This is a genomic window from Pseudomonas sp. TH32 (genome assembly GCF_016650855.1).
In the GTDB taxonomy this organism is placed as follows: domain Bacteria; phylum Pseudomonadota; class Gammaproteobacteria; order Pseudomonadales; family Pseudomonadaceae; genus Aquipseudomonas.
On sequence record NZ_JAEKFA010000002.1, the window covers coordinates 5,571,619 to 5,586,511 of the forward strand.

15 protein-coding genes are annotated in these 14,893 nt (G+C 61.5%); 13 read left to right on the plus strand and 2 right to left on the minus strand.

Annotation, left to right across the window (positions count from 1 at the left end; all coding sequences use genetic code 11):
• The first annotated feature begins 2 nt into the window (after window positions 1-2).
• The 4 genes from JFV30_RS29275 (at window position 3) to JFV30_RS29290 (ending at window position 5,003) form a co-directional block, all read left to right on the plus strand.
• Window positions 3-1,301 carry a cytochrome c gene (locus JFV30_RS29275; RefSeq protein ID WP_010168598.1) on the plus strand — a complete coding sequence of 433 codons (1,299 nt, stop codon included), beginning with the start codon at window positions 3-5 and terminating at the stop codon, window positions 1,299-1,301.
• Between the two features lie 81 nt (window positions 1,302-1,382).
• Window positions 1,383-2,441: a PA0069 family radical SAM protein gene (locus JFV30_RS29280; RefSeq protein WP_169386729.1), complete on the plus strand. Its 1,059-nt coding sequence runs from the start codon at window positions 1,383-1,385 to the stop codon at window positions 2,439-2,441.
• A gap of 197 nt (window positions 2,442-2,638) precedes the next feature.
• Complete coding sequence (locus JFV30_RS29285) at window positions 2,639-3,370, plus strand: carbonic anhydrase (protein WP_003214859.1); 732 nt, start codon at window positions 2,639-2,641, stop codon at window positions 3,368-3,370.
• A gap of 85 nt (window positions 3,371-3,455) precedes the next feature.
• Window positions 3,456-5,003: a SulP family inorganic anion transporter gene (locus tag JFV30_RS29290; protein ID WP_201125797.1), complete on the plus strand. Its 1,548-nt coding sequence runs from the start codon at window positions 3,456-3,458 to the stop codon at window positions 5,001-5,003.
• Between the two features lie 68 nt (window positions 5,004-5,071).
• Here the strand turns inward: JFV30_RS29290 and JFV30_RS29295 are convergent, their stop codons facing one another.
• A complete protein-coding gene (locus tag JFV30_RS29295; protein ID WP_010168604.1) occupies window positions 5,072-5,719 on the minus strand; it encodes a hypothetical protein in 648 nt (215 codons plus the stop codon).
• Window positions 5,720-6,087: 368 nt separating this feature from the next.
• Between JFV30_RS29295 and coxB the strand changes: the two genes are divergently transcribed.
• The 4 genes from coxB (at window position 6,088) to JFV30_RS29315 (ending at window position 10,479) form a co-directional block, all read left to right on the plus strand.
• Window positions 6,088-7,215 (plus strand): cytochrome c oxidase subunit II, encoded by a 1,128-nt coding sequence (coxB, locus tag JFV30_RS29300; RefSeq protein ID WP_010168606.1) that lies wholly within the window; start codon window positions 6,088-6,090, stop codon window positions 7,213-7,215.
• A 58-nt stretch (window positions 7,216-7,273) separates the two neighbouring features.
• Complete coding sequence (gene ctaD, locus JFV30_RS29305) at window positions 7,274-8,863, plus strand: cytochrome c oxidase subunit I (RefSeq protein WP_063033712.1); 1,590 nt, start codon at window positions 7,274-7,276, stop codon at window positions 8,861-8,863.
• Window positions 8,864-9,004: 141 nt separating this feature from the next.
• Complete coding sequence (locus tag JFV30_RS29310) at window positions 9,005-9,556, plus strand: cytochrome c oxidase assembly protein (protein WP_008439615.1); 552 nt, start codon at window positions 9,005-9,007, stop codon at window positions 9,554-9,556.
• Between the two features lie 35 nt (window positions 9,557-9,591).
• Window positions 9,592-10,479, plus strand: a complete 888-nt coding sequence (locus tag JFV30_RS29315) for a cytochrome c oxidase subunit 3 (protein ID WP_201125798.1) — start codon at window positions 9,592-9,594, stop codon at window positions 10,477-10,479.
• A gap of 6 nt (window positions 10,480-10,485) precedes the next feature.
• On the opposite strand, the gene JFV30_RS29320 is transcribed toward JFV30_RS29315, so the two are convergent.
• Window positions 10,486-10,689 (minus strand): twin transmembrane helix small protein, encoded by a 204-nt coding sequence (locus JFV30_RS29320; protein ID WP_010168612.1) that lies wholly within the window; start codon window positions 10,687-10,689, stop codon window positions 10,486-10,488.
• Window positions 10,690-10,773: 84 nt separating this feature from the next.
• Here JFV30_RS29320 and JFV30_RS29325 point away from each other — a divergent pair, with 84 nt between their 5' ends.
• The 5 genes from JFV30_RS29325 to JFV30_RS29345 are packed head-to-tail and all read left to right on the plus strand — an operon-like array spanning window position 10,774 to window position 14,691.
• Window positions 10,774-11,517, plus strand: coding sequence for an SURF1 family protein (locus JFV30_RS29325; RefSeq protein WP_201125799.1), 744 nt, complete (start codon window positions 10,774-10,776; stop codon window positions 11,515-11,517).
• A complete protein-coding gene (locus JFV30_RS29330) occupies window positions 11,483-12,082 on the plus strand; it encodes a hypothetical protein (protein ID WP_201125800.1) in 600 nt (199 codons plus the stop codon). The genes JFV30_RS29325 and JFV30_RS29330 overlap by 35 nt, the downstream gene beginning before the upstream one ends.
• Before the next feature lie 10 nt (window positions 12,083-12,092).
• Window positions 12,093-13,172: a COX15/CtaA family protein gene (locus tag JFV30_RS29335; RefSeq protein WP_201125801.1), complete on the plus strand. Its 1,080-nt coding sequence runs from the start codon at window positions 12,093-12,095 to the stop codon at window positions 13,170-13,172.
• Window positions 13,160-14,059, plus strand: coding sequence for a heme o synthase (gene cyoE, locus JFV30_RS29340; protein ID WP_201125802.1), 900 nt, complete (start codon window positions 13,160-13,162; stop codon window positions 14,057-14,059). Before JFV30_RS29335 ends, cyoE begins: the two co-directional genes overlap by 13 nt.
• Entirely contained in the window at window positions 14,056-14,691 is a 636-nt protein-coding gene (locus JFV30_RS29345; RefSeq protein WP_201125803.1) for an SCO family protein, read from the plus strand. The genes cyoE and JFV30_RS29345 overlap by 4 nt, the downstream gene beginning before the upstream one ends.
• Window positions 14,692-14,893: the final 202 nt, after the last annotated feature.

Below are 14,893 nucleotides of genomic sequence, written 5' to 3' on the forward strand. Positions count from 1 at the left end.
CCATGAAAGCATTTGTTATCGCGTCCCTGGCCTTGTTCAGCAGCTGCTCGGTGAGTGCGGCTGAAACCGATCTGGTCAAACAGGGTGAATACCTGGCTCGCGCCGGTGACTGCGTGGCCTGCCACACCGCCAAGGGTGGCAAGCCGTTCGCCGGTGGCCTGCCGATGGAAACCCCGATCGGCACTATCTACTCCACCAACATCACCCCGGACAAAACCGGCCTGGGCGACTACAGCTTCGAAGACTTCGACCAGGCCGTGCGCCATGGCGTCGCCAAGAACGGTAGTACCCTTTACCCGGCGATGCCCTACCCGTCTTATGCGCGGGTCAGCGAAAGCGACATGCAGGCGCTGTATGCGTACTTCATGAAGGGCGTGGAGCCAGTGGCGCAGGTGAACAAGGACAGCGACATTCCCTGGCCGTTGAGCATGCGCTGGCCGTTGGCCGGATGGCGCTGGATGTTTGCGCCCAAGGTCGAGGACTACAAGGCCCAGGCGGGCGCCGACCCGGTGATCAGCCGTGGCGCGTATCTGGTGGAAGGCCTCGGCCACTGCGGCGCTTGCCACACACCACGGGCCCTGACCATGCAGGAAAAATCCTTGAGTGCGTCGGATGGCAGCGCTTTCCTGTCCGGCAGTGCGCCGCTGGAAGGCTGGATTGCCAAGAGCCTGCGGGGCGACCACAAGGACGGCCTGGGTAGCTGGAGCGAGGAGCAACTGGTGCAATTCCTCAAGACCGGGCGCAGTGATCGCAGTGCGGTGTTTGGTGGCATGAGCGACGTTGTAGTACACAGCATGCAGTACATGTCGGAAGAGGACCTGACGGCTATCGCCCGTTACCTCAAGAGCCTGCCGGCGGTGGATCCGAAGGACCAGCCGCATCAGTACGACAAACAAGTCGCCGACGCGCTGTGGAAGGGCGATGACAGCAAGCCGGGGGCTTCGGTGTATATCGACAACTGCGCGGCGTGCCACCGTACCGACGGCCATGGCTACACCCGGGTATTCCCGGCGCTGGCGGGCAACCCGGTGCTACAGACGGCGGATGCCACCTCGTTGATCAACATCGTGTTGAACGGCGGCACGTTGCCGGCGACTCACACAGCGCCTTCGACCTTCACCATGCCGGCGTTTGCCTGGCGGTTGTCGGACCAGGAGGTGGCGGATGTCGTCAGTTTCGTTCGGGGCAGTTGGGGTAATAAAGGCGCGCCGGTGAAAGCCAGCGACGTGGCGAACCTGCGCAAGAATGACATGCAGACGACCTCCGGCGATGACCTTGGCCAGGTGACCTCCAAGCACTGATTGGGCATCGACCGCCCAACGGCACTGGTCAGAAACGCTGCGCCTCTATACTGTATAAAAAAACAGTATAGAGGCGCTTTCATGTCCACTCCTCTGCCGCCTCGCGGGCGCGGCACGGCCACCAACCTGCACAATCGTTTCGCGCCCACTGTCAGCGTGGCGGAAGACGACGGCTGGTATCAGGAAGTGCCACAGACCCAGGGCACCGAAGTCCGTATCGAAACCGCGAAAACCATCATCACCCGCAACAGCTCGCCGGATATCCCGTTTGATCGGGCGATCAACCCGTATCGCGGCTGCGAGCATGGTTGTATCTACTGCTATGCGCGGCCCAGTCACGCGTATTGGGACCTGTCGCCGGGGCTGGACTTCGAAACCAAGCTGATCGCCAAGACCAACGCCGCCGACGTGCTGGAGCAGCAACTGTCGAAGCCGGGCTACAGCTGCGCGCCGATCAACCTGGGCTCCAATACCGACCCGTACCAGCCTATCGAGCGCGAGTACAAGATCACCCGGCAGACCCTGGAAGTGCTGCTGCGCTATCGCCATCCGGTGACGATCATTACCAAGGGCTCGCTGATCCTGCGGGACCTCGACCTGCTGACCGAGCTGGCGCAGCAACGGCTGGTGGCGGTGATGATCAGCCTCACCAGCCTGGACGATGAGCTCAAGCGTATCCTGGAGCCGCGCACGGCTGCGCCCAAGGCCCGGCTGCGGGCGATTCGGGTGATGCGCGAGGCGGGAATCCCGGTCGGCGTGTTGTGTTCGCCGATGATCCCGATGATCAACGACAGCGAGCTGGAAAGCCTGCTGGCCGAAGCCCATGCCGCTGGTGCACAAAGCGCGGCGTACATGATGCTGCGCCTGCCCCTGGAAGTGGCGCCGCTGTTCGAGGAATGGCTGGCGGCCCATTATCCGCAGCGGGCAGCCCATGTGATGAGCCTGGTGCGGCAGGTGCGCGGCGGTGAGGTCTACGACAGCCGCTTCGGTGTACGCATGCGCGGCGAAGGGCCGTTTGCCGATCTGTTGGCGCAACGGTTCGCCAAGGCGATCAAACGATTGGGGCTCAACCGCCGGGAAGGGTTTAATCTGGATTGCACGGCGTTTTGTCCGCCGGGCAGGCAGATGGCATTATTGTAAACTGCTGGGCAAGCGTACTTTTCCTGTCGGAATAGTTGCGTTTTGATATCACTGAAAGCCCCGATCTAGAGCGGTTCATTCAGTTTCAGTTAAGTTTCGGCGGGTACCTTGTTCATCGAGTGACTAATGAGTCGGTGCTCCGGTTTGGGCGCCAACCGCACTGGAAAACTCCCCTGCTCCAACCAAGAGGATGAATCATGAGTGACAAGGATAAACAGCCGTTGGCTGCGTCGGCTTCAGCCCCTCACGAGGCGGAATCCGCCGATGCAGCGCTGCAGCACATCGTTGAAGGCTTTTTGCATTTCCATAACGAGATCTTTCCGCAGCAGGAAGAACTCTTCAAAAAACTCGCCACGGCCCAGAGCCCACGGGCGATGTTCATTACTTGCGCCGACTCGCGCATCGTTCCCGAACTGATCACCCACAGCTCCCCGGGGGATTTGTTCGTGACCCGTAACGTCGGCAACGTCGTGCCGCCTTATGGGCAGATGAACGGCGGCGTTTCCACGGCCATCGAGTACGCGGTACTGGCCCTGGGCGTGCAGCACATCATTATTTGCGGCCACTCCGACTGCGGCGCCATGCGCGCAGTGCTCAACCCCCAAAGCCTGGAAAAAATGCCCACGGTAAAGGCCTGGCTGCGCCACGCCGAGGTCGCCAAGACCATGGTCCAGGACAACTGTGACTGCGCCAACGAACACGAAAGCATGCACGTACTCACCGAGGAAAACGTGATTGCCCAGTTGCAGCACCTGCGCACTCACCCGTCGGTGGCTTCGCGCATGGCCAACGGGCATCTGTTTATCCATGGCTGGGTCTACGACATCGAGACCAGTGAAATCAGGGCCTACGATGCGGATCAGGCAGCGTTCCTGCCCCTGAACGGTACCCAACCGATCCCATCCGCGACGCCTAAAGCGCGCTTCTAAAACAATCCCTTGTCGGGTAAAGCGATGGCTGCCATTCGAGCAGCCAGGCCTTGCCACGCCCGGCGAATGCCTCGGGAGAGTCATCATGCGTGCTGCTCAATTAAAAGCTGTGCTGCCACGGGAGCTGCTGGCCTCCGTGGTTGTGTTTCTGGTTGCCCTGCCGCTGTGCATGGGGATCGCGATCGCATCAGGGATGCCGCCAGCCAAAGGCCTGATCACCGGGATCATCGGTGGTCTTGTCGTGGGTTGGTTGGCGGGGTCGCCGCTGCAAGTCAGCGGGCCTGCGGCGGGTTTGGCGGTGTTGGTGTTCGAGTTGGTGCGCCAGCATGGCATGGCCATGCTCGGGCCCATTCTGTTGCTGGCGGGCTTCCTGCAACTGGTGGCCGGGCGCTTGCGTCTGGGTTGCTGGTTTCGCGTCACTGCGCCTGCGGTGGTGTACGGGATGCTGGCGGGTATCGGGGTGCTGATTGTCCTGTCGCAAGTCCACGTGATGCTCGACGGTGCACCCAAACCTTCCGGGCTGGATAACCTCGCCGGCTTTCCGGCGGCGTTGGTCCAGGCGATTCCGACCCTCGGCGGGGGCCTGGGTTGGCAGGCCGGTTTGCTCGGGCTGTCGACGATTCTGGTGATGTGGCTGTGGGACAAATTCCGTCCACAAAAGCTGCGCTTCGTGCCGGGCGCCCTGCTCGGCGTGGGCTTGGCGACGGTTACCAGCCTGGTACTGGCGCTGCAGGTCAAGCGTGTGGAGGTGCCGGAAAACCTGACGGACGCCATCGACTGGCTGCGCCCCAGCGACTTGCTGAACCTGGCGGACCCCAACCTGTTGATCGCTGCGTTCGCCGTGGCGTTTATCGCCAGCGCCGAAACATTGCTGTCGGCGGCGGCTGTCGACCGTATGCACGCCGGGCAACGTTCCGATTTCGACAAGGAATTGTCGGCACAAGGCGTGGGCAACATGCTGTGTGGCCTGGTGGGCGCCCTGCCGATGACCGGCGTGATCGTGCGCAGTTCGGCCAACGTCCAGGCCGGCGCTACCACGCGGCTATCGGCGATGTTCCACGGCTTATGGCTGCTGGCGTTCGTGCTGTTGCTGTCCAGTGTGCTGCAAAGCATTCCGGTGGCAAGCCTGGCGGGCGTGTTGGTGTACACCGGGATCAAGTTGGTGGATATGAAGGTGTTTCGTGGCCTGGCGCGTTACGGCCGGATGCCGATGTTTACCTATGCCGCGACGGCCCTGGCGATCATCTTTACCGACTTGCTGACGGGCGTGCTGGTGGGCTTCGGGCTGACGCTGGTCAAGCTGGCGTTCAAGGCTTCGCGCCTGAAAATAAGCCTGATCGACCTGCCGCCGGAGGGCGAGATGGAGTTGCGCTTGACGGGCGCGGCGACCTTTCTCAAGGTGCCGGCATTGACCCAGGTGCTGTCGACGGTGCCCGCCGGCACCACGGTGCATGTGCCCCTCAGTAACCTGAGTTATATCGACCATTCCTGCCTTGAGCTGCTGGAGGAATGGGGGCGCGCCAATGCGGCCAAGGGCTCGACGTTGGTGATCGAGGCGCGGGGGTTGAAACGCAGGTTGGAAGGCAGAGTCAGGACGACGACCGGGATAGGTTCGGCGCCGTCCATTGGCTGACAAAACCGGATCAAAATGTGGGAGCGGGCTTGCCCGCTCCCACATTGGATCTATGTCAGTCAGGAGATTTACGCCGGCTGATCCAGCTCAAGCCCCACGCCCAACTGCCGCGACAGGCACGGCCAGCGCTTCCAGGCGGCTTCCGTGTCCGGGCTCTTGAGCTTGTCGCGGTACGCTTCGACCGACTCCAGCGCAAAACTCTCTTCGTTGAGCATCTCGTCCACGGCGTGGTGCACCGCTTCATCCAGCTGATTGGCAAAGGTCTCGCCGATCAATTGGTGAGCAATCACGTTCGCCACGGTGGTATCCAGCGGAATCAACGGCTGGCCGAAGTGCTTGATATACAGATCGTTGACCTCTTCCACCAGGCGATGCGCCAGGTAGGCCTCGTCCAGCAAGCCGTCCAGGCCTTCATGCCCGGCCAGGATCGCCGGAGGCTGCAGGAAGAAATGCTCGGCGATTTTCAGCACCGGTTTGATCTGGCTCTCAATACCGGCTTCGCGGGCGACATCGTTGGCCGCGTCCAGCAGATCCGGGACCTGGTCGATGTAGGCGCTGACAAAACGCGTCATCACGCCTTTGGCGTCGACATCCGGCAGGGAGATAGCCGGGTGCAGGTGCGGTAACTGGACTTCCAGCTGCTGAGCAAGCTGGCCAGTGCTGGTTTCGTGTTGATGGGCACGGGAAATCTGCTCGCGCAATGCGGCGGTGTTCATGAAAGCTCCAGTGATGCAGGCGTAGGAAATAGGGAGAGCATAAGGTAGCTCGTTTATACGAGAGCCTAAGACGCATTTGTCATAATTATTTCATGGTTATGCACTGCTGTTATATCAAATCGCCATCGTTCGTCGGATAACGCGCGCCATCGGTCCTGTTGTGTGGTCGGTTCGTCCATTTTCGTTCATTTGCCCGATCACATTGCGGGGTGGCGGTCGCTGTCTATACTCGGTTTTGTACGCAATTAGCTGATGACGCCCGACTGCATGAGCAGGCAAGGCTTGGCGGTTGTAAGCAGTATGGAAGCCGCTCCCTTGGCCGCAGGTGCAAACCGGCGGGATAACAAGAATGATAAGGGGAACCCGCAATGACGCGACATCCACATGTTTGGATGGGCCTACTGTTGTGGTCAGTATTCGGCCAGGCGCAAGCCGCCTGGACAACGAATATGGCGCCAGGGGCCACTGAAGTCAGTCACGCCGTGTTTGACCTGCACATGACCATTTTCTGGATTTGTGTGGCGATTGGCATCGTCGTGTTTGGCGCGATGTTCTGGTCGATGATCATCCATCGGCGCTCCACGGGCCAAGTGGCGGCCAAGTTCCACGAGAGTACGACGGTGGAGATTCTCTGGACCGTGGTGCCTTTGCTGATCCTGGTGGCGATGGCCATTCCGGCCACCAAGACGTTGATCAACATCTACGACAGCACTGAGTCGGACATCGACATCCAGGTCACCGGCTACCAGTGGAAGTGGCACTACAAATACCTGGGTCAGGACGTCGAATTCTTCAGCAACCTGGCCACGCCCGCCGAGCAGATCCATAACCAGGCCGTCAAAGGCGAGCATTACCTGTTGGAAGTCGACCAGCCGTTGGTGTTGCCGGTGGGCGCCAAGGTGCGCTTCCTGGTGACGGCCGCCGACGTGATCCACTCGTGGTGGGTGCCGGCGTTTGCGGTCAAGCGTGATGCGATTCCCGGCTTCGTCAACGAGGCCTGGACCCGGGTTGAAAAGCCCGGCATCTACCGCGGCCAGTGCGCCGAATTGTGCGGCAAGGACCACGGGTTCATGCCGATCGTGGTGGAGGTCAAGTCCAAGGCCGACTACGACACCTGGCTCGGCGAGCGCAAGGAAGAGGCGGCCAAGCTCAAGGAGCTGACCTCCAAGGAATGGACCCTGGATGAACTGGTGGCCCGTGGCGACAAGGTTTATCACACCACCTGCGTCGCCTGTCACCAGGCGGAAGGCCAGGGCCTGCCGCCGATGTTCCCGGCGCTCAAAGGCTCGCCGATTGCCACGGGACCCAAGGAAGACCACCTGCACCGCGTGTACTTCGGCAAGCCCGGCACCGCCATGGCGGCGTTCGGCAAGCAACTGTCGGAAGTCGATATCGCGGCGGTCGTGACCTACGAACGTAACGCCTGGGGCAACAACAAAGGCGACATGGTCACCCCTAAAGACGTGCTGGCTTTGAAACAGGCGGAAAGCAAATGACTTCCTTCATTGCGTCTTCCCTGAACCGTCCCGCCCACTCGTTCGCAGGAGAAAAGCCATGAGCGCTGTGATCGATGACCACGGTCATGCCGGTGACCACGCTCACGGCCCCGCCAAGGGCCTGATGCGCTGGGTGCTGACCACCAACCACAAAGACATCGGGACCATGTACCTGTGGTTCAGCTTCGCCATGTTCCTGCTCGGCGGGTCGTTCGCCATGGTGATCCGTGCGGAGCTGTTCCAGCCGGGCCTGCAGATCGTGGAGCCGGCGTTCTTCAACCAGATGACCACCATGCATGGCCTGGTGATGGTGTTCGGTGCGGTGATGCCGGCGTTTGTCGGCCTGGCCAACTGGATGATCCCGTTGATGATCGGTGCGCCCGACATGGCCCTGCCGCGCATGAACAACTTCAGCTTCTGGCTGTTGCCGGCGGCGTTCCTGATGCTGGTGTCCACCCTGTTCATGCCTGGCGGCGGGCCGAACTTCGGCTGGACCTTCTACGCCCCGCTCTCCACCACCTACGCGCCGGAAAGCGTGACGTTCTTCATCTTCGCCATCCACCTGATGGGCATCAGCTCGATCATGGGCGCGATCAACGTCATCGCCACCATCCTCAACCTGCGCGCCCCCGGCATGACCCTGATGAAAATGCCGCTGTTCGTCTGGACCTGGCTGATCACCGCCTTCCTGCTGATCGCGGTGATGCCGGTGCTGGCCGGGTGCGTGACCATGATGCTGATGGACATCCACTTCGGCACCAGCTTCTTCAGTGCCGCCGGTGGCGGTGACCCGGTGTTGTTCCAGCATGTGTTCTGGTTCTTCGGGCATCCCGAGGTGTACATCATGATCCTCCCGGCCTTCGGTGCCGTCAGCTCGATCATCCCGACCTTCTCGCGCAAGCCACTGTTCGGCTACACCTCGATGGTGTACGCCACGGCGAGCATCGCGTTCCTGTCGTTCATCGTGTGGGCGCACCACATGTTCGTGGTGGGTATCCCGCTGGTGGGCGAGCTGTTCTTCATGTACGCCACCCTGCTGATCGCGGTGCCCACGGGGGTGAAGGTGTTCAACTGGGTGAGCACCATGTGGCAAGGCTCGCTGACCTTCGAGACGCCGATGCTGTTCGCCGTGGCCTTCGTGATTTTGTTCACCATCGGCGGGTTCTCCGGCCTGATGCTGGCCATCGCCCCGGCGGATTTCCAGTACCACGACACCTATTTTGTGGTGGCGCACTTCCATTACGTACTGGTGCCCGGCGCGATCTTCGGGATCTTCGCCTCAGCCTACTACTGGCTGCCGAAATGGACCGGCCACATGTACGACGAAACCCTGGGCAAGCTGCACTTCTGGCTGTCGTTCGTGGGGATGAACATGGCGTTCTTCCCGATGCACTTTGTAGGACTGGCCGGCATGCCGCGTCGGGTGCCGGACTACAACTTGCAGTTCGCCGATTTCAACATGGTCTCCTCCATCGGTGCCTTCACCTTTGGCGCGACGCAAATCTTCTTCCTGTTCATCGTCATCAAGTGCATCCGTGGCGGCAAGCCTGCGCCGGCCAAGCCGTGGGATGGCGCCGAAGGGCTGGAGTGGAGCATCCCTTCGCCTGCGCCGTACCACACCTTCACCACGCCGCCGGAGGTCAAATGAACACCTCCCTATCCTGTGGGAGCTGGCTTGCCTGCGATGGCATCACCTCGGTGTACCTGAAAGACCGAGTTGCCAGCATCGCAGGCAAGCCAGCTCCCACAGAAAAGCCATTCACAGAACATTCGTTCGCAGGTGGCCGCCATGCTTGAGTCCGTGCCTATCAAGCGCCTGGTCACGCGGCTGCTGATCCTGGTGGTGGCGATGTTCGCCTTCGGCTTTGCCCTGGTGCCGATCTACGACGTGATGTGCAAGGCGTTCGGCATCAACGGCAAGACCGCCGGACAGTACGAAGGCGAGCAGGTGGTAGACCCGACGCGCCAGGTGCGGGTGCAATTCCTGTCCACCAACGCCATCGACATGGTCTGGGAGTTCCACTCCAAGGCCGACGAGGTGGTGGTCAATCCTGGCGCGGTCACCGAGATGCTGTTCGTGGCCTACAACCCCACCGACAAGCCGATGACGGCGCAGGCGGTGCCGAGCATTTCGCCCGCCGAGGCGGCGATGTACTTCCACAAGACCGAGTGTTTTTGCTTCACCCAGCAAGTGCTACAGCCAGGTCAGCGCATAGAGATGCCGGTGCGCTTCATTGTCGACCGCGACATGCCGAAGGATGTGAAGCATTTGACACTGGCGTACACGCTGTTCGATATCACCGCGCGCCAACCGCCCGTGGCTGTCCATACCGGCGGCTAGGCGTTGCTTGCGGGCTCGATTAGGAGAACGAATACATGTCGACTAATGATACGTACTACGTACCAGCGCAAAGCAAATGGCCAATAATTGCCACGTTGGGCATGCTGATTACGGTGTTCGGGCTGGCTACCTGGTTCAACGATCTGAAGGCCGCACGCCCGGAGTCCCACGGCCCGCTGATCTTTTTCGTCGGCGGCCTGCTGTTGGCCTACATGATGTTTGGCTGGTTCGGCGCCGTGATCAAGGAAAGCCGCGCCGGTTTGTACAGTTCGCAGATGGACCGCTCCTTTCGCTGGGGCATGACCTGGTTCATCTTTTCCGAAGTGATGTTTTTCGTCGCGTTCTTCGGTGCGCTGTTTTATGTGCGGCATATGTCAGCGCCGTGGCTGGCGGGCGAAGGCCACAAGGGCATCGCACACATGCTGTGGCCGAACTTCGAATTTGCCTGGCCGCTGTTGAACAATCCTGACCCGAAACTGTTTCCCGCACCCAAGGGCACCATCAGCCCGTGGGGCTTGCCGCTGGTCAATACGATCTTGCTGGTCAGCTCCAGCGTGACCATCACCATCGCCCACCATGCCTTGCGCAAAGGCCATCGCGGCGCATTGAAGATCTGGCTGGCGATCACCGTGCTGCTGGGGTGGGCGTTTCTCGGCTTCCAGGCCGAGGAATACATCCATGCCTATAAGGAGCTGGGCCTGACCCTGGGCTCCGGTGTGTACGGCGCGACCTTCTTCATGCTCACCGGCTTCCACGGTGCTCACGTGACCATCGGCACCATCATTTTGTTTGTGATGCTGATGCGCATCCTGAAAGGGCATTTCAACAACGAACACCAGTTCGGGTTCGAGGCGGCCAGTTGGTATTGGCACTTTGTGGACGTGGTGTGGATCGGGCTGTTTTTCTTCGTTTACGTGCTTTGAGGTGTTTCACCAAGGCGCATGAGACACCAGCTGGCCGCTGAAGAACCCCCAGGTGATCAACCCCAGGGTGATCACGGCCAGCACCACACGCACGGTCAAGGCAGTGACGAGGCGGTTGGAGTTGCCCTCGTCCTTGACCAGAAAGAACAAGCCACTGAACAGGCTCACGACGGTAGCAATCAGCATCAGGGCAATGGCTGCTTTGAGCATGGTGGGCTCCGGGGCTCTTTTTTGGAGGGGGCGAGCAATGAGATTCAGTATAGCCAGCGCAGCACCGACCTCTGCGGCAATGCCATGAAACCCTTTCGCCCCGGTATCGCGCCGACGCTGGTGGTGCTTGTGCTGCTGCCACTGTTGGTGTCCCTCGGATTTTGGCAGCTGTCGCGCGGCCATAAAAAACAGGCGTTGCTGGAAACCTACGCCGAGCGTCGCGCCGCCGAGCCCATGAGCAGTACGCAACTGCAGGCCACCGAAGACCCGGCCTTCCGCCGCGTGCACTTGCGCGGGCAGTTCGACGCCGAGCACAGCGTATTGCTGGACAACCGCTTTCGGGACGGCAAGGTCGGTGTCGAGTTGCTGCAACCGTTCCATGATCAGGCCAGCGGCCAGTGGCTGCTTCTCAACCGCGGCTGGCTGCCCTGGCCGGACCGGCGCACGCCGCCCGTGTTCACTACCCCCGAACAACCGCTGAATGTCGACGCCTGGGTCTATGTGGCCCCGGGCGAGACCTTCCAGCTGCACGCCGATCCGGCGGGCGCAAAGTGGCCGCGATTGCTGACTGCACTGCATCCCGAAGCGTTGTGGGCCGAGTTGGATCGCAGCGGATTCGCCTATGAAGTGCGTGCTGAAGCGGGCACGGCCACCTACGAAACCAACTGGCCCGTGGTCGCCATGGGCCCGGAAAAACACCTGGGCTATGCCGTGCAGTGGTTCGCCATGGCGGTGGCGCTGTTCGGTCTTTACCTCTACCTCGGATGGCACAACACAAAAAAGGAGAAGCGCCATGGGAGCGGCCATGAATCCACTCAACATGTCTGACGCGCCGGCAGCGCCCAACCGGCGCAAGGGGCGCTGGCAACTGATCCTGATCCTGCTGATGGTGGTCGGCCCAATGGTGCTCGCCACCTTCATGTACAAGTTGCAGTTCTGGGTGCCGGACAGCCGCAGCTACCACGGCGAGATGATCGGCAATGGCCAGACCCGTGCCGACATTGGCGTACAGGCCGACGAAGACCGCTGGCAACTGCTGGTCACGGCGCCCACTGCCTGCGCAGCTGACTGCCAGCAATTGGTGTACCTGGCGCGCCAGCTGCAAATCGGCCTGGGCCGTGATGCTTCCCGCGCCAGCCACGCCCTGGCCAGCGCGCAGCCGGTGAGCACCGACTACGACGCCAGGCTCAAGGCCGAATACCCGCAACTGCAGCGCTACTCCCTGGACCTCTCGACCTTCAACAAAGACGCCGCCGCTCAAGGCAGCGGCGATGCCCAGCTGTGGATCGTCGACCCCCACGGCAACCTGGTGCTGCGCTACGACGCCCGGGTCAAGGGCAAGGACCTGCTCAACGACCTGCGCCTGCTGCTGAAGCTGTCGAACATCGGATAAGGACACCGTCATGGCCAAACCTGGATTTCGCCTCGCGTTGTTTGCCACCCTGCTGGCGCTGATCGTAGTGCTGCTGGGTGCCTATACCCGCCTGACCCACGCAGGCCTCGGTTGCCCGGACTGGCCGGGGTGCTACGGCTTTATCAGCGTGCCGAAGAGCGAAGCCCAGTTGGCCCATGCCGAACTGCATTACCCGGACGCGCCGGTAGAGGCGGACAAGGGTTGGAACGAGATGACCCACCGCTATTTCGCCGGCACCCTCGGGTTGCTGATCGTCCTGCTGGCAGCGCGCGCCTGGACCCATCGGTATCATCCGGGGCAGCCGTTGAAGCTGCCGTTGTTCCTGCTGGCGGTGGTGTTTGCCCAGGCGGCGTTCGGGATGTGGACGGTGACGCTGAAGCTCTGGCCGCAGGTGGTCACCGGGCATTTATTGGGCGGGTTTGCGACGTTGAGCCTGCTGTTCTTGCTGACACTGCGCCTGTCCGGCGTGTTGCCGGCGCTGATCGTGCCAAGGCGTTTGCAGTACTGGGCCACGGCCGGGCTGGTGCTGGTGATCGGCCAGATTGCCCTGGGTGGATGGGTCAGCTCCAACTACGCGGCGGTGGCCTGTATCGACCTGCCGACCTGTCACGGCCAATGGTGGCCGGCGGCGGATTTCGCCAATGGTTTCCACTTGACCCAGCACATAGGCCCTAATTACCTCGGCGGCCAACTGGACAGTGACGCGCGCACGGCAATTCACCTGACCCACCGGATTGGCGCGCTGCTGGTCACCGTCGTGCTGCTGGGCCTGGCCTGGCAGCTCAAGGTGGTCGGTATGACCCGCCTGGCTGGCCTGTTGCTGATCGCCCTGGCGGCGCAAATATGCCTGGGGCTGAGCAACGTGTATTTCCACCTGCCGCTGCCGGTTGCAGTCGCCCATAACGCCGGCGGCGCAGCGTTGCTGCTGACGCTGGTGCTGGTCAATTACCACGCCCGTACCAGCCTGGTCCGGGTGCGGCATCAGTTGCCGTTCGGCTGGCGCTTCAGCCCGCGTAAACACGTGTCGGGCCTCATAACAATAAAAGGAGAGATGCCATGGCGACCTTGATCGGCGAGCGTCACAGCCAGGCGATCTGGCGTGACTACCTGGAGCTGACCAAGCCAAAAGTAGTGGTGCTGATGCTTATCACCTCGCTGGTGGGCATGTTCCTCGCCACCCGCGCCGGGGTGCCGTGGCCGGTGCTGATTTTCGGCAATCTGGGCATTGCCCTGTGTGCCGGTGGCGCGGCGGCGGTCAACCATGTGGTGGACCGGCGCATCGATGCGCTGATGGCGCGCACCCATAAACGCCCGCTGGCGGAAGGGCGCGTATCGCCTGTGGCGGCGCTTGTTTTCGCGATGGTGCTGGCGGTGGCCGGGCTGGCGCTGCTGCTGGCGTTTACCAACCCGCTGGCCGCGTGGCTGACCCTGGCTTCGCTGTTGGGCTACGCGGTGATCTACACCGGCTTCCTCAAGCGTGCCACGCCGCAGAACATCGTCATCGGTGGCCTTGCCGGCGCCGCGCCGCCGTTGCTGGGTTGGGTCGCTGTCACCGGCCACGTCAGTGCCGAGCCGTTGCTGCTGGTGCTGATCATCTTCGCCTGGACGCCTCCGCACTTCTGGGCCCTGGCGATTCACCGCAAGGAGGAATACGCCAAGGCCGACATCCCGATGCTGCCCGTGACTCACGGCGAGCACTACACCAAGGTGCATATCCTGCTCTACACCTTCGCCCTGCTGGCGGTCAGCCTGATGCCCTATGTCATCCACATGAGCGGCGTGCTGTACCTGGTGTGTGCGCTGGTTCTGGGCGGGCGCTTTCTGCAATGGGCCTGGGTGCTGTACCGTGGCAGTCGGCCGCACGCGGCGATCAACACCTTCAAGTACTCTATTGGGTACCTGTTCATGCTGTTTATCGCCCTGCTCGTAGACCATTACCTATTGTTGAACCTATGACTCGAACTCAAAAAACTGTCTTCATTCTGGTGGCCATCGTCGCGTTGATCATGGGCCTGACCGTCAACAAAGTACTGAGCGGCAAAGGCCAGGGCGACCCGACGGCCTTGATCGACGCGGGCATCATCCTGCTGCCGCAAAGCCGCCAGCTGCCGCCCGTGACCATGACCAACCAGGACGGCCAGCCGGTGGTGGTCAATGAGCTGAAGGGCAAATGGAGCCTGTTGTTCTTCGGCTACACCTTCTGCCCGGACATCTGCCCGACCACCCTCGCCCAGTTGCGCCAGATCAAGAGCGAACTGCCTAAAGACGTTGTGGATAAGTTGCAGGTGATTTTGGTCAGCGTTGACCCGAATCGTGATACGCCGGCGCAGCTTAAACAGTACCTGGGCTACTTCGATCCGCAGTTCGAAGGGCTGACCGGCGCGAATGTGGACGATGTGCAGAAGGTTTCGAACGCGGTGAGCATTCCGTTTATTCCGGCGGACACCAGCAAGCCCAACTACACCGTCGACCACAGCGGCAACCTGGCGCTGATCGGACCGGATGGGACGCAGCGCGGGTTTATTCGTGCGCCATTGAACAACCAGAAGCTGGTGGCGCAGTTCCCGGGGTTGTTGCAGCGTAAATAAGCCTGTCACTTGTCGTGCTGGCACCATGGCGCAACTGTGGGAGCTGGCTTGCTGTGGTGAGGGGGCTTGTCCCCCGTCGGATTCACCACAGATCGATGGGGCTGCTTCGCAGCCCAGCGCGGGGCAAGCCCGCTCACCACAGTAAGCCCGCTCCACATTGGTTATGTGCACGGCATTAAAGTCATGTCGTCGGACTTTTCCC

Bases quoted from the DNA above. Each gene is read 5' to 3' on its own strand.
- JFV30_RS29275 (WP_010168598.1), top strand. From the start codon at position 3: ATGAAAGCATTTGTTATCGCGTCCCTGGCCTTGTTCAGCAGCTGCTCG.
- JFV30_RS29280 (WP_169386729.1), top strand. From the start codon at position 1,383: ATGTCCACTCCTCTGCCGCCTCGCGGGCGCGGCACGGCCACCAACCTG.
- JFV30_RS29285 (WP_003214859.1), top strand. From the start codon at position 2,639: ATGAGTGACAAGGATAAACAGCCGTTGGCTGCGTCGGCTTCAGCCCCT.
- JFV30_RS29290 (WP_201125797.1), top strand. From the start codon at position 3,456: ATGCGTGCTGCTCAATTAAAAGCTGTGCTGCCACGGGAGCTGCTGGCC.
- JFV30_RS29295 (WP_010168604.1), bottom strand. From the start codon at position 5,719: ATGAACACCGCCGCATTGCGCGAGCAGATTTCCCGTGCCCATCAACAC.
- coxB (WP_010168606.1), top strand. From the start codon at position 6,088: ATGACGCGACATCCACATGTTTGGATGGGCCTACTGTTGTGGTCAGTA.
- ctaD (WP_063033712.1), top strand. From the start codon at position 7,274: ATGAGCGCTGTGATCGATGACCACGGTCATGCCGGTGACCACGCTCAC.
- JFV30_RS29310 (WP_008439615.1), top strand. From the start codon at position 9,005: ATGCTTGAGTCCGTGCCTATCAAGCGCCTGGTCACGCGGCTGCTGATC.
- JFV30_RS29315 (WP_201125798.1), top strand. From the start codon at position 9,592: ATGTCGACTAATGATACGTACTACGTACCAGCGCAAAGCAAATGGCCA.
- JFV30_RS29320 (WP_010168612.1), bottom strand. From the start codon at position 10,689: ATGCTCAAAGCAGCCATTGCCCTGATGCTGATTGCTACCGTCGTGAGC.
- JFV30_RS29325 (WP_201125799.1), top strand. From the start codon at position 10,774: ATGAAACCCTTTCGCCCCGGTATCGCGCCGACGCTGGTGGTGCTTGTG.
- JFV30_RS29330 (WP_201125800.1), top strand. From the start codon at position 11,483: ATGGGAGCGGCCATGAATCCACTCAACATGTCTGACGCGCCGGCAGCG.
- JFV30_RS29335 (WP_201125801.1), top strand. From the start codon at position 12,093: ATGGCCAAACCTGGATTTCGCCTCGCGTTGTTTGCCACCCTGCTGGCG.
- cyoE (WP_201125802.1), top strand. From the start codon at position 13,160: ATGGCGACCTTGATCGGCGAGCGTCACAGCCAGGCGATCTGGCGTGAC.
- JFV30_RS29345 (WP_201125803.1), top strand. From the start codon at position 14,056: ATGACTCGAACTCAAAAAACTGTCTTCATTCTGGTGGCCATCGTCGCG.